The organism is Agrobacterium sp. S7/73, from assembly GCF_019355535.1.
GTDB classification, from domain to species: Bacteria; Pseudomonadota; Alphaproteobacteria; order Rhizobiales; family Rhizobiaceae; genus Agrobacterium; species Agrobacterium tumefaciens.
Genome location: NZ_CP072137.1, coordinates 1,120,001 through 1,141,121, shown reverse-complemented (window position 1 = coordinate 1,141,121; position 21,121 = coordinate 1,120,001). Strand labels below are relative to the sequence as shown.

Below are 21,121 nucleotides of genomic sequence, written 5' to 3'. Positions count from 1 at the left end.
GAAGTATGGATAGCGAACGGCGATGCCATCGGCAAGGCAATTTCTTCCCGAGATCACACTTGCCCCTCTGGAACATACGTAGGCGTTCGCGGCGACGGGGCTATGAGCGGCGTATGCTCTACGCCTTGCGCGCGTTCTTGTGAAACGCCTCTGATGCGAAACCGGCGAGTTCGCGAATGAAGAAATCGAGCACCGTCGAAGGCTTTTCAGCGGACCGCGTGGCAATAACGAAGGTGGACTGGATACGGGTCTTTGCTGCCATCAACGGCCGGAAAATTCCTTTCTGGACCCAATCATCTGCATAATGATCAGGCAGATACCCAACATAGTGGCCGGACATCACGAACATCGCCTGCGCCTCCATGTTGGAGGCCGAAGCGCGCGCCCGTGCCTGCGGAAAATATTGCAGCTCACGCATATTGGCATAGGGCCGCACGACAAAATCGAAGGATTCGATGCGCTCGACGGAAAGTTCGGCATCGGGAAGATGAAAGAGCTGGTGTCCCTTCGCGCAATACAGTGAATGCGCCTCTTCCCTGAAGCGCGAAAGCTTCAGGCCCTGATACGGCAGCGTTTCCGGTAAAAGTGCGATGTCCAGGCCGCCATTGGCAATTTCCGACAACAGGGCGTCCGGCGTGTCGATCACCAGCTCGATACGTGCTTCCGGCGCCTTTTCGCTGATGCGGGCGATGATGCGGTGAATGGGCAGGTCGTGATCGGTAATCGTGTTGTCCACAAGTCCCAGTCGCAACGTACCGGTAATACGGTTCTTGAGCGTACCGATATCGCTTTCGAAGGCGTTCAGCGCCAGGAACAGCACTTTCGAACGCTCATGCACGAGCGCGCCGCGATCCGTCAATTCAAAACCGGATCGCCCTCGCCGACACAGCTTGAAACCGAGCCTGTCTTCCAGCGCCTTGATATGGAAACTGACAGCGGACTGGCTCAGCCCGAGCGTGATTTGCGCGCCGAGAAAACTCTTGTGCTCCACGACGGCGCGGAAGACGGCGAGAGAACGAAGGTCGGATTGCGCGAGCTGCATGGGAACCGTTACATCAATTTTACAAATATAAACTTCATCAGTTTCCTATTTTTCTGGAATAATGTCCATGGTTTCCTCCTCCCCAATGACAAACCAATAAGGGAACGAAACCATGCAAAACCTGCTCACTCTGAAATCTCTCACGCTCTGCGCAGCCTTCGCCGTCAGCCTCGGCGCATCCGCCCATGCCGCCGATCTTCTGGAAAAGATCAAGGCCGATAAGGTTTTCACTGTCGCAACCGAGGCCCGGTTTGCGCCGTTCGAATTTGTCGAAGACGGCAAGATCGTCGGTTATTCCGCTGACATCATGCAAGAAGTCATGAAAGCCTTGCCGGGCGTTGAGCTGAAGCGTCTCGATCTGCCCTGGCAGGGCATCCTGCCAGGCCTTGCCGCCAGCCGCTTCGATTATGTCGTGACCTCGGTCACCGTGACGCCGGAACGCATGAAGGCCTACAAGCTCTCAGCCCCCGTCGCCGATGCGACGATGGCAATCCTGAAACGCAAGGGCGATGCCGAGATCTCCAAGCCGGAAGATATCGCGGGTAAGCCCGTCGGCTCGCAGGCGGGCTCCGCGCAGCTCAAGGCGCTTGAGACGTTTTCCGCCGAACTGAAGGCCGCCGGCAAGGATGCCACGACGGTCTCCAGCTACACGGATTTCTCGGAAGCTTATGCCGACCTCGGTGCCGGGCGCCTGCGCGCCGTCGTCAACTCGCTTCCAAACCTTCTGGAAGCTGCACGCCAGCGGCCGGATGCTTTTGAAGTCGTTCTGCCGACCTTCGGACCGAAGACCTATTTCTCATGGGCGGGCCGCAACGATACTGACAGTGCGACGCTAAATGCCTTCATGGACAGTGAATTGGCAAAGCTCAATGCATCCGGCAAACTGGCCGAATTCCAGAAGAAATGGTTCGGCGCGCAGATGGAGCTGCCCGACACTCTGCCGGCGACTGAGTGACCGGCAGGTCGAACCGGTCATGGACAAGATATCTTTTGCCATCTGGCCGGTTCTTGTGGACGGCCTCTTCACCACGCTGACCGTCAGCCTTTCGGCGCTTCTTCTGGGAGCGCCGCTGGCCCTTCTCCTCGCGGCCTGCGGTCGCAGCGGCCGCCTGCCCCGCCTGGCATCCGGTCTCTACATCTCCTTCTGGCGAGGCACGCCCATTCTAGTCCAGCTGCTCATCGTCTTCTACGTCCTGCCACTTCTGGGGCTGGATCTGACGCCGGTTGCTGCCGCAACTTTGGCGCTGGCGCTAAACACAGCCGCCTTCCAGTCGGAGATATACAGGGCAGGCCTGCAATCCATTCCAAAGGGAGAGCGGGAAGCCGCCGCCATGCTCGGCCTTTCCGCAGGTCGTACATTCCTGCACATTGAAGTGCCTCAGGCCTTCAGAACCATGTTGCCGGCACTTGTCGGCGAGATACAGGCTCTCGTGAAGAACTCCTCACTCGTTTCGGTCATCGCCGTCACCGACTTGACGCGCCGTGCCCAGCAATATGCGGCCACCACCTTCCGGCCACTCGACGCCTATCTCTCGGCTCTCCTGCTTTATGTCGCGGTTGGAGCGCTGCTTGCGGGAATAGGCCTCCTTGTCGAACGGCACCTCACAAAGGGAGCGACGCGATGATTTCCGGCTTCCTGAACGATATTCCTCTCTATGCGGCCGGGTTGTTCACAACACTGACAGTTTCCATTGCGGGTATCGCACTGGCCGTCATCATTGGTATCGTGCTGGCTGCGGCGCTACGGTCGCGGTACATGGCCATCTCCCTGCCGGTAAGGCTTTATGTGGAGTTTGCCCGCGGCGCGCCGCTCGCGCTGATCCTGTTTCTTTTCTATTATGGCGGCCCGCAATTGGGGCTGATCCTCAGCCCCTATGCCGCCGGCATCGTCGGTCTCGGCCTCTATGGCGCTGGCCCCTTTGCGGAGATTTTCCGCGCCGGTTTCAATGCCGTTCCAAGAGGCGAGATCGAAGCGGCGGGAATGCTGGGCATTACCTCCGGCGACACCTTTCTCCACATCCAGATGCCGCAGGCGCTGGCACTGACGCTGCCGGCTTCCGTCGGCCAGGCCATTAATCTCGTCAAGGAATCCGCCGTTCTGTCCGTCATCACGCTCAGCGAGCTGACCAAGGTCGCCGGTACGATCAGCTCGATCACCTTCGCGGTCGTAACCCCTTATCTCACCATTGCCCTGCTCTACTGGGCAATCGTCGAAATCCTGTCGCGGCTCGGCCTCTATCTCGAACGCCGCCTTTCCACCGAAGGCTCCTGACATGAGCGAACGAACAGTTGTTATTTCCGCGCGCGGCCTGGAGAAACGGTTCGGTGACAAGACCGTTCTGAAAGGCATCGATCTCGACATTCATATGGGTGATGTCCTGTGCATCATCGGACCTTCGGGATCGGGCAAGAGCACGCTTCTGCGCTCGCTTGCATTTCTCGATCCCTATGACGCGGGTGATGTCGATGTCTTCGGCCGCCTGATCGGCTGGCGTGAAACCCCGCTTGGCCGCGAACGCGCCGGTCCGAAAGAACTGGCAGAGACGCGCCGCCCGCTTGGAATGGTCTTTCAGCACTTTCATCTGTGGCCGCATATGAGCGTCATCAAAAACGTGACATTGGCGCTCAGGCTCGTCCATGGTCTTCCCCAGGCCGAAGCGATAAAGCGCGGCCGCGCCATGCTGGATAAAGTCGGGCTTGCCGCTTTCGCTGACCGCCGACCCGACGGCCTGTCCGGTGGGCAGAAGCAACGCGTCGCCATCGCCCGCGCACTGGCGGTGAACCCTCGCGCCATGCTGTTCGACGAGCCGACCTCGGCACTCGATCCCGAACTTGTCGGTGAAGTGCTTTCCGTCATGAAGACGCTCGCGGCGGAAGGAATGACCATGGTCATCGTCACGCACGAAATGGGTTTTGCCGCACATGCGGCCAACCGTGTTGTCTTCATGGATGACGGCAAGATCGTTGAGGAAGGCGCGCCGCAGACGCTTTTCAGTAATCCGAAGAGCGAACGCCTTTCACAATTTCTGCAAACCTGGCGCGAGCGCGCACTTTGATATCTGAAAGGACATCTCCATGACTGCCCACGGCTATGACGGCGGACGATTGAACCTGCCATTCGTCGGTATTTCCACCTTTGCCAAAAGTCCCTACGTCGAAAACTGGGACGCGATCGACGCGGATGTGGCGGTTCTCGGTGCCCCGTTCGATTTTGGGACGCAATGGCGCCCCGGCGCCCGCTTCGGGCCGCGCAGCATCCGTGAGGCCTCCACCCTGTTTTCCTTCGGCCACGCGGGCGCCTACGATCACGAGGACGACGTCACATATCTGGAAGGCGTGAAGATCGTCGATATAGGCGACGCCGACATTGTTCATACCGATACGGTGAACAGCCACGCGAATATCGAGTTCGGCGTCCGCAAAATCCTTAAAGCCGGCGCACTGCCTGTGGTGCTTGGCGGAGACCACTCCATCAACATCCCCTGCATCAATGCCTTCAGCGATCAGGAGCCGATCCATCTGGTGCAGATCGACGCGCATCTGGATTTCGTCGATGAGCGTCACGGCGTCCGCTTCGGACATGGCAGCCCCATGCGCCGCGCCTCGGAAAAACCGTGGGTCACCGGAATGACCCAGCTCGGTATCCGCAACGTCTCCTCCACCGCAAAGGAAGGATACGACTATGCCCGCTCCCAGGGCTCGGATATTCTCTCCGTGCGCCAGATCCGCAAACTCGGCGTGGACGCCGTAGTGGAGCGCATCCCCGCGGGCAAGCGCTATTATCTTTCGATCGATATCGATGGCTTCGACCCGTCCATCGCGCCAGGAACCGGGACCCCGAGCCATGGCGGCTTCATCTATTACGAGGTACTGGAACTGATTGCAGGTCTTGCAAAGCGTGGCGAGATCGTCGGCATTGATCTGGTCGAGGTCGCGCCTGATTACGATCACACCGGCTCCACCGCCATTCTGGCTGCGCAGATTCTGCTCAACACGATCGGACGTATCTTCATAGCTCGGAACGCATAAAAAACCGCGATCCGCCGGTACTGGATCCTTGGACACGCAGCGCGCAAGAAGGGCCGCCCTTGGGGCTTCCTGGAGTTCGATGGTCTCGTCAGACGTGAAGCCAAAAGCCCTCCACGGGGGGAGGGCTTTTGTTTGCATTGATTGTAGCTATGGTTGCGACGGTTTTAAAAGTCCAAAAACGCCAAACGCGCCTCGCTGCACCACGCAAAAATCAGATATCAACAACAAGCCCCTTTGCCTTCAGGACGGGCTCCAGATTGCTAACCTCGATAACGGATTTGCCCTGCTTGTAAGCTTCAATGAAGCCCGCTTCAGCATCTTCGCGAATTTGCGAAAGACGTGCCGATTCCTGAGCGTCAGCACGACGCACAACCACCAAACCGTCCGCATCGCCAACAATGATGTCGCCGGGATTGACGATCTCATCGCCAATGATGATCGTATCGTTTACTGCGGCAATCGTTTCCTTGACGGTACCCTTGATGCAGACGCTGAACGAGAACACAGGGAAGCCAAGGTCTCGAAGCTGCAAGGTGTCACGCACACCGGTATCCGTCACCAGACCACCGATCCCCTTTGCAAGGCAGGCATTTGCCAGCACGTCGCCAAAGGAACCAGCCTCTTCGTACTCACCAGCTGAAACCACGATGATGTCGCCGGGCTTGGCGTAATTAATGGCCAGCTGCAACATGATGTTGTCACGCGGCGCGCATTTGACGGTAAAGGCGGGACCACACAGTTTCATGCGGTAATCGACAGGCTTGATGCGGGAGGAAAGTGCGCCCCTGCGACCCTGTGCCTCGTGGATGGTTGCCGGCGAAAACTTCGAAAGGGCTTCGATGTCTGCCTTGCTTGGCCGTTCTGCTATATCTTTAATGTGGATCATAAAACCTCCCACGGTAAGGCTGGCGGCGGGAACGTCCCGCCACTCGCATTGAGTTTAATTGTCATGTGTCAATCGTTGCCGTGGCTTGAAGCCAGGCGGGATCAGGGGATCGGGTCGAATTTCAGCTCGGAGAGCGGGACGACCTTGTCCGTACGGGTCATTTTGTATTCGGTATTCGGGCCAAGCCACTTGTCCCAGATTTTGTTTATCTCGCCGGAGGCGTCGAGTGTGCGCAGCACTTCATTGATCTTCGCTGTGAGGGCAGGATTGTCCTTTGCCATGCCGACACCGATCGGCTGATAGAGCATCGGCTCCTCGATCATGCGCATCGGTTTGCCCTTGGTCTTCGATTCATTGACGAACTTGGTGGTGGTCATGGTGTTGGCCACCATACCCCGCGCCTTGCCCTGCTGAACGGCAAGATAGGCAGAGGCAGTATCCTGGAAGGTCAGCGGCTCGGACTTGTTGAGCTTGATAGACATTTCAGAGGTCGAGCCCTTGGTGGAGGCGACACGCTGGCCTTCGTAATCCGACTTCTTCTTGCCGGCATCATCAACCGGCACGATCAGCATTTCCTTGGCGAGATAATAGGGATCGCTGAACTGAATCTGCTCGGCGCGGCTTTGTGTGTAGGCGAGATTGGCGACGGTGATATCGACGCGGCCAAGCTTGACTTCCGGCACACGGGCTTCCACCGACACCGGTTTGACTTCGGCCTTAACGCCCAGTTCCTTGGCGATCGCGTTGCAAAGATCAACGTCAAAACCGGCCATTTCACGGGTCTTCGGATCGGGTGCCGCGAATGGCACGACATCAGCAAAGGTTGCGCAACGAAGCACCTTGTTCGCCATGATCGTATCGAGTTGATCAGCCGCCGCTGGTGACGCGAGAGCGGTTCCAGCCAGTGCAACGGTAAGTGTCAGGCATTTCCAGTTCATGGTCAGTTCTCCTCTTATGATTGATTGGTATCAGTGGCGCAGATCGGAAAGGAACCGCTGCGCGCGCGGATGGCGTGGTGCTGTGAAAAACTCTTCCGGCGTCGCTTTTTCGAGAATTTCGCCGGCGTCGATGAACCAGATGCGGTCGGCAACTTCACGGGCAAAGCCCATTTCGTGGGTCACGCAAAGCATGGTCATGCCCTCTGCCGCGAGCCCCTTCATGACGGCCAGCACCTCTCCAACCATTTCCGGGTCGAGAGCGCTTGTCGGTTCATCGAACAACATGACGGGCGGCTCCATGGCCAGCGCACGCGCAATTGCCACGCGCTGCTGCTGACCGCCGGACAATTGCCCCGGATAGGCGCCAGCCTTGTCGGAGAGGCCTACCCGATCCAGAAGCTTCAAAGCTTTCTGGCGGGCAACATCAGGTGCGACGCCTTTCACCCGGATCGGGGAAATCGTGACATTTTCGACAACAGACAGGTGCGGAAAGAGATTGAAATTCTGGAACACAAAACCAACTCTGCTGCGCAGAAGATTGAGTTCCTTTGTCTTGGTTGCCGCGTGAATATCCTGCCCATCGAGCGTGATGGATCCGCTGTTGATCTCTTCGAGACGATTGACGGTACGGATCAATGTGGATTTGCCGGAGCCGGAAGGGCCGCAGATGACGATAACCTCGCCCCGCGCAACTTCGGCGTCGACATTCTTCAAAACTTCGTAGTCGCCATAACTCTTGCAGACATTGGAAATGCGGATGGTCTGCTGTGTTGATGATGCCGTGTTTGTCATGGCTGCTCCGTTATGATTTTCGCCTGCGCCTGCAATGCCTGTTGCCGGCGACCGACCACACCGGCACGGCGTTTGGCGATACGCCGCTCGACGGCATTTGCGAGATACGTCAAGCTCCAGCAAATGGCGTAGTAGACAACCGCGAGGATGAGGAAGACCTGGAATGGTTGTGTCAGAAGCTGATTATTGACCTGACTTGCCGCAAAGGTGAGGTCGGGTACGTTGATGACGTAACCGAGCGTCGTATCCTTGATCGTGGCGACGAATGTCGAGATCATGCTGGGGATCATGTTGTAAAGCGCCTGCGGCAAGATGATGAAGCGCATTGCACCGAGATAGCTGTGGCCAAGCGCTCTCGCCGCATCCATCTGCCCGGCACCAAGAGCGACAATACCCGCTCTTACGACTTCGCTGAGAAATGCGCCCTGATAGATGACAAGCGTCGTCAACATGATGACGAAGCTCGGCACGTCTGCGCCGGTCCAGAGCGGAACGAGGAAATAACTCCAAAGGATGAGCATGAGCAAAGGCACGCCGCGCGTGACATAGACCAGCCCCGTTACCGGCCACCGCAGGAGCCGCCACTTGGACAGGCGCGCCATCGCCATAAGGATGCTGACAGGAAAGGCCAGTGCGATGGCAAGGGCAGACAGGATGATCGTGTTCGCAAGCCCTCCAAGCGGGCCGTTCGGATATTGCCCGATCAGCAGCAGCAACCAGTTGTCATGAACGATGGTAATCATATCGCCGATCATCCGCGTGCCCTCCACGCCGGATCAAGGCGCATCGAAAGATACGCACCGGCACCCATGATCAACAGCGAGAAGAAGAGGTACAGAACAGTTCCGACAAGATAGATCTCGAAGGTCTGGAAGCTGAGATTTTCAATTTCCTTGATGGCATGGGTCAATTCGGAAGCGCCGATAATGAGGGCGAGGCTGCTGTTCTTGAACAGGGAGACACTGTGATTGATGAGCGGCGGCAGGGCATTGCGCACGCCTTGCGGCATGATGATGAAGCGCATCGCGGAGAGATAACCGTGGCCCAATGCCTTGGCCGCCTCCATCTGTCCCGGGCTGACGGAGCGCAGGCCTGAACGCAGATCCTCACTGAAATAGGCTGCCTGACAGAGACCAAGACCCACCACGGCAAAGATCGCTTCGGCATTGTGACCGATCAGCCAGTCCGTCAAACCTGAAGGCAGGAGCGTGAATATCCCGAAGTACCACAGCATCAATTGCACGAGTGTGGGCACATTGCGGTGGTAGGAAACATAGGCCGCCACGGCGCGATCAGCAAAACGCGACGATGAAAATCGCACGCATAACAGGACCAGCGCAAGCGTCATGGCGAGAGACCAGGACCCGATAAAGATGACGAAGGTCATCTGCAATCCGTGCCAGAGCATTGCAATATATTGCGGGTCGCTCAGGATTGCCGACAGGTCGAAACCGCTCACGGCTTTTGTTCCTTCGCTGCGTCAGCTTGCGCCACAGTCTGCGGTTTGGCCGTCTGAAGTCCGCCCATAACCTGCAATGTCGGGGTAATTTCCATATGGCCGATATTCATTGAAACTGGCGCGGCAACGGCAAAGGCAATCGCGTCGGCAATATCTTCCGCTTTCGGCAGCTCGAAACCATCGATGAAGCGCTCGCGCACGCTCGGATCGTTGCCGTGAACGTGAGTGAAGATATCCGTCGCCACGCGGCCGGGGCAAATCTCCGTTACGCGGACGCGTCTGCCGAATGCATCCAGCCTCAACTGGTTCGAAAGCATGGCGACACCAGCTTTAACGGCATGATAGGTCGAGTTGCCGCCGAAATTATAGTTTCCGGCGATGGACGAGATATTGACGACATGCCCGCGATCACGCTCCACCATGCCCGGAACAATCAGCCGGCAGATGTGGAGAACGGCACGGAGATTCACATCGATCAAAAGGTCGATATCCTCCGCATCAGCCTGAAGGAACTTCTTCGGCCTGTCGACGCCGGCATTGTTCACGAGAATGTCGAACTGCACCTTGTTTGCAAGATCGGCAATTGCAGCGCGATCGGTAACGTCGATCGCGTGCGGTATGCATCCGGTGCGTTCGGCGAGTTCATTCAGGGCGCCGGCGCTGCGGGCAACCGCGTGGACTTCAATGTTTTCGCGGCAAAACCGCTCTACGACAGCGGCACCGATACCGGATGAAGCACCGGTGACCAAAGCGGTCTTGTAATCGGAGAATGGCATTCTGATCCCCTTTTTTGTTACCATCAACACTAGCGAAGCTTTCCCTGCTTGCCTAAGACCGATTATTTTTGGAGTAATAAGTAAGTTTTATGGAGACCCGCAAACAGGCAATTAGAGACGGGATTCCGGGATGTTCTTGTTCCAGGCAGGAGCTTTCCGCTCTGGCGCCCAGATTGCAAAACGCGTGCGAGCCTGTAAGCTGCGCCAAGCATGGATATAAGACGTCTCAAATCATTCATCGTCATCGTAGACAGTGGCAGCATCACGCGCGCCGCAGATATTCTGCATCTGGCGCAACCGGCACTCAGCCAGCAACTAGCCGCGCTTGAAGATCATTTCGGCCAGAAATTGCTCATCCGCAGCCAGCAGGGCGTGACGATGACGGATGCGGGACATGCCGTTTACCGCCATGCACAGATCATATTGCGCCAGATGGAACAGGCGCAGGTTGACGTATCGGCGGCTGGTAACTCAATTGCGGGACGCGTCTCTGTCGGTCTGGTCCCATTCAGCAGCGCTGCAACGCTTTCCGTGGAGCTGTTGGCGGAAACGCGCAAGCGACATCCGGGGATATTGATCCACCTGACGGAAAGTGTGGGACAAACCTATAGCCAGATGATCATGAATGGACGTCTGGAACTGGCATTGATCCACGGCGTCGGACCAATCAAGGGCGTAAAATTCGAGCCCATGCTCAGCGAAGAATTTTATCTTGTCGCACATCGCGATTTCGCAATCGAAGCGGATTCAAAACCGGTGCCGATCGCCGCGCTTGATGGCATGCCCATGCTGATGCCACCCGCGTATAATTTTGTCCGGCGCGCTGTAGACACGGCATTCACCCGCAGCCGGATCAATCTGAAGGTCGTCGCGGAAGTGGAAATCGTCAGGACGCTTGCCCGCGCCGTTGCAAGTGGTCTCGGCGCAACCATCATGCCAAAAGCCATTGCCAACCGGATCGTCTCGGAAACGAGCGAACCACTTATTTGCCGGCTGCTGTCGCCACGGATAGAAGAAACACTGTCGCTCTGCATGTCCGACCAGAATTCGCTGTCTGAGCCGGCTTTTGCCGTCAAGGATATTCTGGTGGAACTGACGGAAAAATTGAAACTTTAGAGTATCCTTTGGCCCGGCAGCCGAGCCAAAGGATCGTTTTCAGGATCAACGCATATCCTGGCAGAACTGCGCAATGCGGGCGCAACCTTCGCTCAACATCTCCATGCTCGTTGCATAGGAGATCCGGAAGTATGGGCTCATACCATAGGCGGCGCCCTGTACCGTTGCCACGTGATGCTCATCAACCAGCGCCATCACAAAATCCACATCGCCTTCGATTTTGCGTCCGCCCTTGGTGGTCTTGCCGATAAGCCCAGACATATTGGGATAGAGGTAAAAGGCGCCTTCCGGCTTATGGCAGCGCAAACCGTCAATCTCGCCGAGTTTGCTCAGAACAAAATCGCGACGGTCGCGATAGATAGCGGCGCGTTCTTTAAGAAGATCCTGGGGACCGTCCAGCGCTGCAATCGCTGCCGCCTGCGAAACAGTGGCAATGCCGCCGCCGTTCTGACCGTTTACATTGCTTATTGCGGCGATAAGTTCCTTCGAGCCGCTGGCGCAATAGCCCAGACGCCATCCCGTCATGGCGTAAGCCTTCGACACGCCGTTCATTGTCAGAACGCGGTCATAAAGCCGCGGCTCCACATCGGCAATTGTGCCGAATTCGAAGCCATCATAGACAAGATGCTCGTAAATATCGTCAGTCAGGATCCAGACATGGGGATGACGCAGCATAACCTCTGCGATTGCTTTCATCTCCGCGCGGGAACAGGCGGCGCCGGTGGGGTTGTTGGGAAAATTGAGAATGAGCCACTTCGTACGTGGCGTAATCGCAGCTTCCAAATCTTCGGCACGCAGTTTGAAACCGGTTTGTTCGACGCACGGCACAGCGACGGGAACACCCCCTGCGAATTTGACGATATCCGCATAGCTGACCCATGACGGGGTGGGAATAACGACCTCGTCGCCCGGATTGCAGGTTGCAAGCATGGCGTTGAAAATTACCTGTTTGCCGCCTGCGGAAACGATGATCTGGCTGGCATCGTAGGTCAGATTATTGTCCCGCTTGAACTTTCTGGCGATCGCGGCTTTCAGCGCAGGCGTGCCATCCATCGGTGGATATTTCGTCTGCCCGCCAAGGGCTGCTTCGTGCGCGGCCTCGATTGCGTGAGCAGGCGTCGGGAAGTCCGGTTCACCTGAGGAGAGGCTGACCACCTTGACACCCTGCGCGGCCAGCTCTCTGGCGCGTTGGGTCATGGCGGCGGAAGCGGAGATGGAGACGTTTTTCAGGCGGTCTGATGTAGAGGGCATCTGCATGATCTTTCAGTAAGATTTAGAGAACGGGCCAACCAGAGGCCCATTAAGACGCGAGTTCTGCGGCAGGCGCGAGCGTTGCGCCGGAGGCGCTGATTTCACTACGCACGATACGCGCCAGCTCCAGTGAACCGGGCGTATCACTGTGGACGAGAATGGAGCGAGCCGGCATTGTGATGACCGTGCCATCAATGGCTTCGACCGTGCCATCGGTCAGGAACCGGCGGACACGGGCGCGCACCGATGGTTCATCCTTGACCAGCGCGCCGGGAAGACCCCGCGCTACAAGGCTTCCCCTGGCGTCATAGGCGCGATCGGCCAAAAACAATGCCAGGGTCTTCAATCCAGCGCGTTTTGCCGCTCTCTCGATTTCGCTGTCCGGCGTTACGAACACCACAAGCTTCGGATCAACTGCAGAAATGGCATTCATCATCATATCAGCAAGCGCCGGGTCGCGATTGACCATATTGCCCATGGCCGCATGAAAACTGAAGTGCCCGACTTCGACGCCTTCGCTTTTGGCAATCGCGATCAAGGCCCCGAGCTGATAGAGCATCTGCTGTCTCAACTCATCCGGCTGGAAGGGCATTTCGCGTCGGCCGAAGCCTGCCCTATCAGGCAATCCCGGATGTGCGCCGATGCCGACGCCATTTTCTTTGGCAAGGCGAACCATTCGCGCCATCGTATCTGGCTCGCCGCCATGAAAACCACAGGCAATATTAGCCGACGATACGATCTTCATCATCGCTTCGTCGTCACAGAGCCGGTAAGGACCGAAGCCTTCGCCCATGTCGGAGTTCAGATCGATCTTCATCGTTTCCTCCCTTTGCTCCCTGGTTGTCCGTCAACCCATCGCATTCAGCGCTCGCTTGACCATTTGTGAGGTCTGGCGAACATCATCGACGTATTTCGCAACTGCCCGCTCGGCCACACGCGCTTCCTCGTGATTGGACCTCACGAATTTGATCTTCCCACCCGCGCGTGCCTGTCCTAACCGCCACAGGTCGGCTTCGATCACGCCGGCAATCTTTGGATAACCGCCCGCCGTATTTGCATCGCTCATCTGGATGATCGGCTCGCCACCTGGCGGCACCTGTACAACGCCCGGCATCACACCGTGGGAACGCATTTCGATGGCTTCGGTCGGTTTTATAGGATCACCCGACAGCCGGTAACCGGTCCGGTCGCTGCGGGAGGATATGCGCCAGATCTGGCTCCAGAATTCCTCGCCATCATTGGCAAACAGCTTTTGTTCACCGGCCGGAATAGCACGTATCGGCAAAACGCCGTCCACTACAGGCGGGAAAATATCGCTTAAAGCCACGGAAGGCTCAACTACACCAAGCCCGTTTGATGGCAGTGGTAACAGATCGGCGGAAGCCCCTATTTCGAGCCTGTCACCTTTTGCAAGCGGTCGCCCATCGTGACCGCCGAAACTGCCGCGCAGTGCCGTGCTTCGAGATCCCATCAAAACCGGAACGTCCAACCCGCCCGTAACTGCGACATAGGCGCGGGCGAGTTTCGGCGGCTGCCTCAGTTCCAGTATCTGACCTTCCTTGCCGATATGAGCGCACCAGGAAAGCAGCTCTTTCCCGTCAAGCAACGGGCGCCCATCCGTCCCGGTAACGGCAAATGTTGCTGTTTTCGTAAAACGCAATCTGAATGGAAAAGTCTGGACCTCGATGACGGCAGCATCTGCGGCATTACCGGTCAGAATATTGCCGATCTTAAGCGACAGAGGATCCATGGCACCGCCAGCAGAAACTCCGATGTCACGGTAACCGGGGCGACCGAGGTCTTGCACGGTGTTGAAGGGGCCGGTTTCGATAATCTCGATCATAGCTCGATCCCTGTAGGTATGAAGCGTACCGTATCTCCGGGTGCCAAAAGAGCTGGCGCAGAAGAGGCGGGATCGAACATCTGCAAATCGGCGTAACCGATGGAATTCCACCCATTCGGTCCGGTCAACATCGCCACACCCGTCTGCATTCCACCGATCGTCACGCAACCCTTTTCCATCTTGATCGATGGCACGGTTTTTCGGGGCATATAGATGCGCGCATCAAGACCATGCAGATAGCCAAAGCCCGGCGCGCTCCCAAGCGCGAAGACGCGGTAGGTCGCCTCATGGTGAATCCGCACGACTTCGCGGTCGCTCAGCCCTGAAAAATCACAGATGGCTGGAAGGTCGGCAGCGTATTCGCCCCCATAATGTACCGGTATTTCAACTGTCTTCCCGACAATATCCAGACTGGCTGCTTTATCCCAGGCATCGAGCAACTGGGACACGATGAACTCTGGATCTTCAGGCGTTTCCTTAAAAATCGCCAAAAGGTTCGTCATGCCGGGAATGACTTCCGCAACACCTGCCCAGACTTTTACCGTTTGCGAAAGCGCCCAGATCCAGCGTTGTGCTGGCAGATCAAATTCGCCGGATGCTTCGAGCAAGAATGACCGGGAGCCTATGAACGAAACGCGCGCCTGGCCTTTGATGACGGGCTGGATTTCGTGACGAGGTGCTAGAGTGTTCGATGTCGCAATCATGATTGAAGCTCGATTTCGAACAGCGGATCACCAAAACCAACCAGAGCATCCTGCACGGCAAGCTGATTGACGAGCGAACCGTTACGACCCGCGACAACGGGGATGAGAATGTGGTCGATCCGGATAAATCCAATCACGTCATCTGCAGCAACCAAACGCGGAAGATTTTGCATTTTTGCAGGCAGAGCAGGCTTAGAAGAGCAGAAGAGACCGGCAATCGGCGCTTTTACCACCACTTTCGAAACAGCGCCCTTTGGTGAGCAAACAGTGCCGGCGACGGAAATTGCAGATCTTGCCGAAGCAGAAACAATAATGCGTACCTGACCCTCAGGCGTCGTGATTTCCACGCCATCCACGCCTGCATCCGTCAGCATATCGGTCAAAGCTGTGAGTAAGACAGGGTCGCTAAAGTCGGGCCTGCTCATGCCGCGTTCCGTTCTTTTAGCCATTGTTCAAGATAGTGAATGTCTGTTTGGCCCTGCGCAAAAGCCTCGTCCTCAAACAGGGCGCGCAGGAGCGGAAGATTGGTCGAAATACCCTCCACCCGTGTACCCGCAAGCGCTTGGCGCATCCTAACCATGGCTTCAGCACGGGTCGGCGCATGTACGATCAACTTGGCGATCAAGGAATCATAATAGGGTGACACCCGGTAGCCGACATGGATATGGGTATCGACGCGAATCCCCTCTCCTTCCGGCAGCACAAGATTGGTCACGATGCCTGCCGAGGGGAGAAACTTATCAGGATCTTCGGCATTGATCCGGCATTCGAAAGAATGTCCGTCGCAGATAACATCTGCCTGCCGCAAGTCCAGAGGCTTACCCTGCGCCGCCTTGATCTGGGCCTGAACGATGTCGATGCCGCTCGTCATTTCCGTGACGGGATGTTCGACCTGCAAGCGCGTATTCATCTCGATGAAATAGAACTTGCCGTCTTCAAACAGGAATTCGAAAGTTCCCACCCCGCGATAGCCAATCTGTCGGCAAGCCTCGACGCAAGCCATACCAACCGGCTGGATCACATCGACCGAAATTCCAGGCGCTGGCGCTTCTTCGACCACTTTTTGATGACGACGTTGCATCGAACAGTCGCGGTGACCAAGCCAGACGGCATTGCCGTGCGTGTCGCACAAGACCTGTATCTCGATATGACGGGGATGCTGGAGAAACTTCTCCATATAGAGGACAGCAGAGCCAAAAGCCTGCCTCGCCTCCTCCCTCGTCAAGGTAATGGCTTCATGAAGCAAGGCAGCTTCCTGCACCACCCGCATGCCACGCCCGCCACCACCGCCCGCAGCCTTGATGATGATTGGATAGCCGATCTCATTCGCGATACGCTCAACCGTTTCAGCATCCTCGGGAAGCGCTGTATCCGGTCCCGGTACACATGGCACACCGGCCGCAATCATTGCCCGTTTGGCAGCGATCTTGTCGCCCATCGTGGAGATCGACCTTGCGTCCGGACCGATGAATACGAGACCGGCATCTTCGACAGCCTGAGAAAAGGCGGCATTTTCGGACAGAAATCCATAACCGGGATGGATCGCACCCGCACCCGTCAGACGGGCAGCGATTAAGATAGCATTCTGATTGAGGTAGCTCTTGGCAGCATTCGCCGGGCCAACACAAAGGAAGGTATCAGCCGTTTGGCCATATGGAGCCTGCCTGTCCGCCTCAGAGCAGATGGCCACGGTCTTCAAGCCCAATTCGCGGCAGGCGCGCTGAATGCGTGCAGCAATTTCACCCCGGTTGGCAATCAGGACCGTGTCGAAACCCGGTATATCCGATGTGGTGTTGAGACCTGCCGCCACTACGCGATCTCCGCCAGCAAATCATTGGCCTCAACCTCGCCACCATCAACCTCCGTCAGATAGGTGATCCGGCCAGCGCGTGGCGCAACAATTTTATTGAAGACTTTCATGGCTTCGATGATGAAGAGGGCCTGCCCCTCCTCGACCACATCTCCAGCCTCGACAAATGAAGGTTGTCCCGGCGCGGAAGCGCGATGCAAAACCCCAAAAATCGGGGCATGAACGGAAGTGGCCGATGTGGCGGCAGGAAGGATCGACTCCGACCGATCGATCAGGGCGTCATCCTCGGCTTTGACCGGGACATTGCTGCCAGTCTCTGTTCGAGGTGCGGTTTTGAATATCCGCACAGTTACGCTTTTCTCTGTCACCATGAGTTCGGTGACGTTCGTTCGTCCGACAAAATCAATCAGCGTCTTTATCTTTGGCAGGTCCATAAGCGTACTCGGCATTGTCCAAAGCCACCCGGTAATCCCGCACGATCGGGGTCACTTTCGGCTGCCTTAGACCTAGCACGATAGGCTGTTTGATGGGGTCAGAAGAACTTTTGATGGAGGTGTTCAATGAATAGGGGCCGTGAGCCCGTTGAGTTCGCGAAGCTCGAGTGTGCGTAATGGATCGACCGCTGCACGCCATCAGAGCCCCACGTGGCTATACCGCCAGCAATTCATTTGCGGTATCCAAGGCCCTAAACGCAAGGCGCCCTCCGGGATGGGAGGGCTTTGTTGTTGATAGTCTTGAAGATGGTTGCGGGGGCAGGATTTGAACCTGCGGCCTTCAGGTTATGAGCCTGACGAGCTACCGGGCTGCTCCACCCCGCGTTACCAGCGTAAATCCCTATGGGATTTATCGCGACCAGCGTAAATCCGTATTGGATTTATCGCGACTGCATCACAGGGACGCTGTGATGTATAGTTCCGGAGCAAATTGCCGAAGGCGATTTGTCTCCTTTAAGGGACGCACGTTGCGTTTTCCTTATGTTTTCATGTTACGCAATGCAAAAAGGCCGCTTTGAGCGGCCCTTTGTATCGGCTGGGCCGAAGAGTTTGCTTGAGAAGATATTTGTTGCGTTTTGCAGACCTGGCAGCGACCTACTCTCCCGCGTCTTGAGACGGAGTACCATTGGCGCTGGGGCGTTTCACGGCCGTGTTCGGAATGGGAACGGGTGCAGCCGCCCCGCGATAACCACCAGGTCGGCAAAACGCAACACAGTTCATGTTTTCACATGAGTGTTGTTTCGAGAAGCTGGGAAGCTTGCGCTTCATTTAATTTAACACGTCTTTCTGCGACCCTTCCCGTATGTTTGCCATACAGACCAGAGGTCGTCGCGCCCTGTGGCGCGGCCCGTCCGGAGCGCTATGCGCGTCAGGACAGAACAGATGATGCTCATCTTTGATGAGCATGAACAATGGGAACGAAGAAGTCGATCGAGCTATTAGTAACGGTAAGCTTCACATGTTGCCATGCTTCCACACCCGTCCTATCAACGTGGTCGTCTTCCACGGCTCTGATAGGGAACACTCGTTTTCAGGTTGGTTTCCCGCTTAGATGCCTTCAGCGGTTATCCATTCCGTATATAGCTACTCTGCTATGCCCTTGGCAGGACAACAGATCCACCAGAGATACGTCCATCCCGGTCCTCTCGTACTAGGGACAGATCCTGTCAATATTCCTACACCCACGGCAGATAGGGACCGAACTGTCTCACGACGTTCTGAACCCAACTCACGTACCGCTTTAAATGGCGAACAGCCATACCCTTGGGACCTGCTCCAGCCCCAGGATGCGATGAGTCGACATCGAGGTGCCAAACAACCCCGTCGATATGGACTCTTGGGGGTCATCAGCCTGTTATCCCCGGCGTACCTTTTATCCGTTGAGCGATGGCCCTTCCACACGGGACCACCGGATCACTATGACCGACTTTCGTCTCTGCTCGACTTGTCAGTCTCGCAGTCAGGCGGGCTTATGCCATTGCACTCGACGACCGATTTCCGACCGGTCTGAGCCCACCATCGCGCGCCTCCGTTACTCTTTCGGAGGCGACCGCCCCAGTCAAACTACCCACCATACACTGTCCCGGATCCGGATAACGGACCGCGGTTAGACATCCACGAAGATAAGGGTGGTATTTCAAGGATGGCTCCACAAGAACTGGCGTCCCTGCTTCAAAGCCTACCACCTATCCTACACATGCCTTGGCGAATGCCAGTGTAAAGCTATAGTAAAGGTGCACGGGGTCTTTCCGTCTGACCGCAGGAACCCCGCATCTTCACGGGGAATTCAATTTCACTGAGTCTATGTTGGAGACAGCGGGGAAGTCGTTACGCCATTCGTGCAGGTCGGAACTTACCCGACAAGGAATTTCGCTACCTTAGGACCGTTATAGTTACGGCCGCCGTTTACTGGGGCTTCAGTTCAGAGCTTGCACCCCTCCCTTTAACCTTCCAGCACCGGGCAGGCGTCAGACCCTATACGTCGTATTGCTACTTCGCAGAGCCCTGTGTTTTTGATAAACAGTCGCTACCCCCTGGTCTGTGCCACCCCATCATACTTGCGTAAAATGGGGTCACGCTTCTTCCGAAGTTACGCGTGCAATTTGCCGAGTTCCTTCAACATAGTTCTCTCAAGCGCCTTGGTATACTCTACCTGACCACCTGTGTCGGTTTCGGGTACGGTCTATACGGTGGAGCTATTTCCTGGAACCTCTTCGCCGCACATTCAATCCAGTAAGAATGTACAACACACGAGATCCGTCACTACCACCAGGCCCACGAATATTAACGTGGTTCCCATCGACTACGCGTGTCCGCCTCGTCTTAGGGGCCGGCTAACCCTGCTCAGATTAACTTTAAGCAGGAACCCTTGGTCTTTCGGCGAGGGAGTCTCTCACTCCCTTTATCGTTACTCATGTCAACATTCGCACTTCCGATATCTCCAGCAGCCCTCACGGGTCCGCCTTCACAGACTTACGGAACGCTCCGCTACCACGCAACAGTCACTACAACTGTCACATCCTCAGCTTCGGTGCATGGCTTTAGCCCCGTTACATTTTCGGCGCAAAGACCCTTATTTAGACCAGTGAGCTGTTACGCTTTCTTTAAATGATGGCTGCTTCTAAGCCAACATCCTGGTTGTTTTGGGATCCTCACATCCTTTCCCACTTAGCCATGACTTGGGGACCTTAGCTGGAGGTCAGGGTTGTTGCCCTTTTCACGACGGACGTTAGCACCCGCCGTGTGTCTGCCGACTAGTACTCCTCGGTATTCGGAGTTTGGTTAGGATCAGTAAGACGGTGAGTCCCCATAGCCCATCCAGTGCTCTACCCCCGAGGGTATTCGGTCGACGCTCTACCTAAATAGATTTCGCGGAGAACCAGCTATTTCCGAGTTTGATTGGCCTTTCACCCCTAGCCACAAGTCATCCCAATCTATTGCAACAGATACGGGTTCGGCCCTCCAGTTGGTGTTACCCAACCTTCAGCCTGCTCATGGCTAGATCACTCGGTTTCGGGTCTAATGCAACTAACTCAATCGCCCTATTCAGACTCGCTTTCGCTGCGCCTACACCTACCGGCTTAAGCTTGCTAGTTACACTAAGTCGTTGACCCATTATACAAAAGGTACGCCGTCACCCTTGCGGGCTCCGACTGTTTGTAGGCATCCGGTTTCAGGTTCTATTTCACTCCCCTCGTCGGGGTGCTTTTCACCTTTCCCTCACGGTACTTGTTCGCTATCGGTCATGCACGAGTACTTAGGCTTGGAGAGTGGTCTCCCCATGTTCAGACAGGATTTCACGTGCCCCGCCCTACTCAAGGACAATGACTGTTCTACGCGTAAGGGGCTATCACCCTCTATGGCCGACTTTTCCAAATCGTTCCGCTTTATTCATCATTGCCACTGGCCTGGTCCGCGTTCGCTCGCCACTACTTACGGAGTCTCGGTTGATGTCCTTTCCTGCAGGTACTTAGATGTTTCAGTTCCCTGCGTTCGCTTCTTACCCCTATGTATTCGAAAGTAAGATACCTTATCACAATGCTTGGAAACCCAGGCCGTTCATAAAACAGACTGGATTTTCCAAGCATTTAAGGTGGGTTGCCCCATTCGGAGATCCATGGATCAAAGCTTATTCGCAGCTCCCCACGGCTTTTCGCAGCGTATCACGTCCTTCTTCGCCTGTGCATGCCAAGGCATCCACCAAATGCCCTTAATTCACTTCTTCGTTCTCATTGTCTATGCTCATCCATAGCCGTTCCAAAGGAACGGCAATCCGGTTACCTTTTACAACCAGATTATCTCCTGATGACATCGACGTGTTCGATACAATCCTCTTTGAAGGCACGCCGGTGCACTTCGAGGTCGTATCATTAAGACCAGCTTCTCGAGATATCATCCGGTGATGCGCGGTCAGGCAACATCAATCCAGCATTCCCATCAGAGGAGCAAAAGCTCCAACAACAAAAATGCCTCGGACAAGCG

Annotated in this window: 20 protein-coding genes, 1 tRNA gene and 2 rRNA genes; 6 read left to right on the top strand and 17 right to left on the bottom strand. The window is 56.2% G+C overall.

The window, feature by feature from the left end:
• Nucleotides 1-118 precede the first annotated feature (118 nt).
• On the bottom strand, nucleotides 119-1,042 hold the full coding sequence (locus tag J5276_RS20235) for a LysR family transcriptional regulator (RefSeq protein WP_003518035.1): 924 nt from the start codon (nucleotides 1,040-1,042) through the stop codon (nucleotides 119-121).
• A 112-nt stretch (nucleotides 1,043-1,154) separates the two neighbouring features.
• Between J5276_RS20235 and J5276_RS20230 the strand changes: the two genes are divergently transcribed.
• From J5276_RS20230 to speB, 5 genes are read left to right on the top strand one after another with little or no spacing between them, the layout of a single operon-like run.
• Nucleotides 1,155-1,997 carry a transporter substrate-binding domain-containing protein gene (locus tag J5276_RS20230; protein ID WP_174012176.1) on the top strand — a complete coding sequence of 281 codons (843 nt, stop codon included), beginning with the start codon at nucleotides 1,155-1,157 and terminating at the stop codon, nucleotides 1,995-1,997.
• Nucleotides 1,998-2,016: 19 nt separating this feature from the next.
• Nucleotides 2,017-2,667: an amino acid ABC transporter permease gene (locus J5276_RS20225; RefSeq protein ID WP_035199833.1), complete on the top strand. Its 651-nt coding sequence runs from the start codon at nucleotides 2,017-2,019 to the stop codon at nucleotides 2,665-2,667.
• Complete coding sequence (locus tag J5276_RS20220) at nucleotides 2,664-3,314, top strand: amino acid ABC transporter permease (RefSeq protein ID WP_003518030.1); 651 nt, start codon at nucleotides 2,664-2,666, stop codon at nucleotides 3,312-3,314. Before J5276_RS20225 ends, J5276_RS20220 begins: the two co-directional genes overlap by 4 nt.
• A gap of 1 nt (nucleotide 3,315) precedes the next feature.
• Entirely contained in the window at nucleotides 3,316-4,098 is a 783-nt protein-coding gene (locus J5276_RS20215; RefSeq protein WP_003518027.1) for an amino acid ABC transporter ATP-binding protein, read from the top strand.
• A gap of 19 nt (nucleotides 4,099-4,117) precedes the next feature.
• Nucleotides 4,118-5,071: an agmatinase gene (gene speB, locus J5276_RS20210; protein ID WP_013761977.1), complete on the top strand. Its 954-nt coding sequence runs from the start codon at nucleotides 4,118-4,120 to the stop codon at nucleotides 5,069-5,071.
• Between the two features lie 211 nt (nucleotides 5,072-5,282).
• On the opposite strand, the gene J5276_RS20205 is transcribed toward speB, so the two are convergent.
• The 6 genes from J5276_RS20205 to J5276_RS20180 form a co-directional block, all read right to left on the bottom strand.
• Complete coding sequence (locus tag J5276_RS20205) at nucleotides 5,283-5,957, bottom strand: 4-carboxy-4-hydroxy-2-oxoadipate aldolase/oxaloacetate decarboxylase (protein WP_003518022.1); 675 nt, start codon at nucleotides 5,955-5,957, stop codon at nucleotides 5,283-5,285.
• Between the two features lie 101 nt (nucleotides 5,958-6,058).
• Nucleotides 6,059-6,895, bottom strand: a complete 837-nt coding sequence (locus J5276_RS20200) for an ABC transporter substrate-binding protein (RefSeq protein WP_019566615.1) — start codon at nucleotides 6,893-6,895, stop codon at nucleotides 6,059-6,061.
• 30 nt (nucleotides 6,896-6,925) lie between these two features.
• A complete protein-coding gene (locus J5276_RS20195) occupies nucleotides 6,926-7,687 on the bottom strand; it encodes an amino acid ABC transporter ATP-binding protein (RefSeq protein WP_003518020.1) in 762 nt (253 codons plus the stop codon).
• Nucleotides 7,684-8,442, bottom strand: a complete 759-nt coding sequence (locus J5276_RS20190; protein ID WP_003518019.1) for an amino acid ABC transporter permease — start codon at nucleotides 8,440-8,442, stop codon at nucleotides 7,684-7,686. The genes J5276_RS20195 and J5276_RS20190 overlap by 4 nt, the downstream gene beginning before the upstream one ends.
• Nucleotides 8,439-9,146: an amino acid ABC transporter permease gene (locus J5276_RS20185; RefSeq protein ID WP_003518018.1), complete on the bottom strand. Its 708-nt coding sequence runs from the start codon at nucleotides 9,144-9,146 to the stop codon at nucleotides 8,439-8,441. The genes J5276_RS20190 and J5276_RS20185 overlap by 4 nt, the downstream gene beginning before the upstream one ends.
• Nucleotides 9,143-9,922, bottom strand: a complete 780-nt coding sequence (locus J5276_RS20180; protein ID WP_003518017.1) for an SDR family oxidoreductase — start codon at nucleotides 9,920-9,922, stop codon at nucleotides 9,143-9,145. The genes J5276_RS20185 and J5276_RS20180 overlap by 4 nt, the downstream gene beginning before the upstream one ends.
• A gap of 210 nt (nucleotides 9,923-10,132) precedes the next feature.
• On the opposite strand from J5276_RS20180, the gene nac reads away from it, so the two are divergent.
• Nucleotides 10,133-11,038 carry a nitrogen assimilation transcriptional regulator NAC gene (nac, locus tag J5276_RS20175; protein ID WP_003518016.1) on the top strand — a complete coding sequence of 302 codons (906 nt, stop codon included), beginning with the start codon at nucleotides 10,133-10,135 and terminating at the stop codon, nucleotides 11,036-11,038.
• 45 nt (nucleotides 11,039-11,083) lie between these two features.
• Here the strand turns inward: nac and J5276_RS20170 are convergent, their stop codons facing one another.
• From J5276_RS20170 to J5276_RS20125, 10 genes are all read right to left on the bottom strand, one after another.
• On the bottom strand, nucleotides 11,084-12,289 hold the full coding sequence (locus J5276_RS20170; RefSeq protein WP_065703391.1) for a pyridoxal phosphate-dependent aminotransferase: 1,206 nt from the start codon (nucleotides 12,287-12,289) through the stop codon (nucleotides 11,084-11,086).
• Between the two features lie 49 nt (nucleotides 12,290-12,338).
• The gene (locus tag J5276_RS20165) at nucleotides 12,339-13,106 is read right to left on the bottom strand and encodes a 5-oxoprolinase subunit PxpA (RefSeq protein WP_127966414.1); all 768 of its coding nucleotides are present in this window, start codon (nucleotides 13,104-13,106) and stop codon (nucleotides 12,339-12,341) included.
• Nucleotides 13,107-13,136: 30 nt separating this feature from the next.
• Nucleotides 13,137-14,132: a biotin-dependent carboxyltransferase family protein gene (locus J5276_RS20160; protein WP_209159635.1), complete on the bottom strand. Its 996-nt coding sequence runs from the start codon at nucleotides 14,130-14,132 to the stop codon at nucleotides 13,137-13,139.
• Nucleotides 14,129-14,836: a 5-oxoprolinase subunit PxpB gene (gene pxpB / locus J5276_RS20155; protein ID WP_111788736.1), complete on the bottom strand. Its 708-nt coding sequence runs from the start codon at nucleotides 14,834-14,836 to the stop codon at nucleotides 14,129-14,131. Before pxpB ends, J5276_RS20160 begins: the two co-directional genes overlap by 4 nt.
• Nucleotides 14,833-15,261 (bottom strand): hypothetical protein, encoded by a 429-nt coding sequence (locus J5276_RS20150; RefSeq protein WP_025595283.1) that lies wholly within the window; start codon nucleotides 15,259-15,261, stop codon nucleotides 14,833-14,835. Before J5276_RS20150 ends, pxpB begins: the two co-directional genes overlap by 4 nt.
• Nucleotides 15,258-16,646: an acetyl-CoA carboxylase biotin carboxylase subunit gene (gene accC, locus J5276_RS20145; RefSeq protein ID WP_209159634.1), complete on the bottom strand. Its 1,389-nt coding sequence runs from the start codon at nucleotides 16,644-16,646 to the stop codon at nucleotides 15,258-15,260. The genes J5276_RS20150 and accC overlap by 4 nt, the downstream gene beginning before the upstream one ends.
• Complete coding sequence (locus J5276_RS20140; protein WP_060642168.1) at nucleotides 16,646-17,080, bottom strand: acetyl-CoA carboxylase biotin carboxyl carrier protein subunit; 435 nt, start codon at nucleotides 17,078-17,080, stop codon at nucleotides 16,646-16,648. The genes accC and J5276_RS20140 overlap by 1 nt, the downstream gene beginning before the upstream one ends.
• Before the next feature lie 307 nt (nucleotides 17,081-17,387).
• Nucleotides 17,388-17,464, bottom strand: a tRNA-Met gene (locus J5276_RS20135).
• A 257-nt stretch (nucleotides 17,465-17,721) separates the two neighbouring features.
• Nucleotides 17,722-17,836: ribosomal RNA gene (gene rrf, locus J5276_RS20130) — 5S ribosomal RNA — on the bottom strand.
• Between the two features lie 221 nt (nucleotides 17,837-18,057).
• A 23S ribosomal RNA gene (locus J5276_RS20125) occupies nucleotides 18,058-20,864 on the bottom strand.
• Nucleotides 20,865-21,121: the final 257 nt, after the last annotated feature.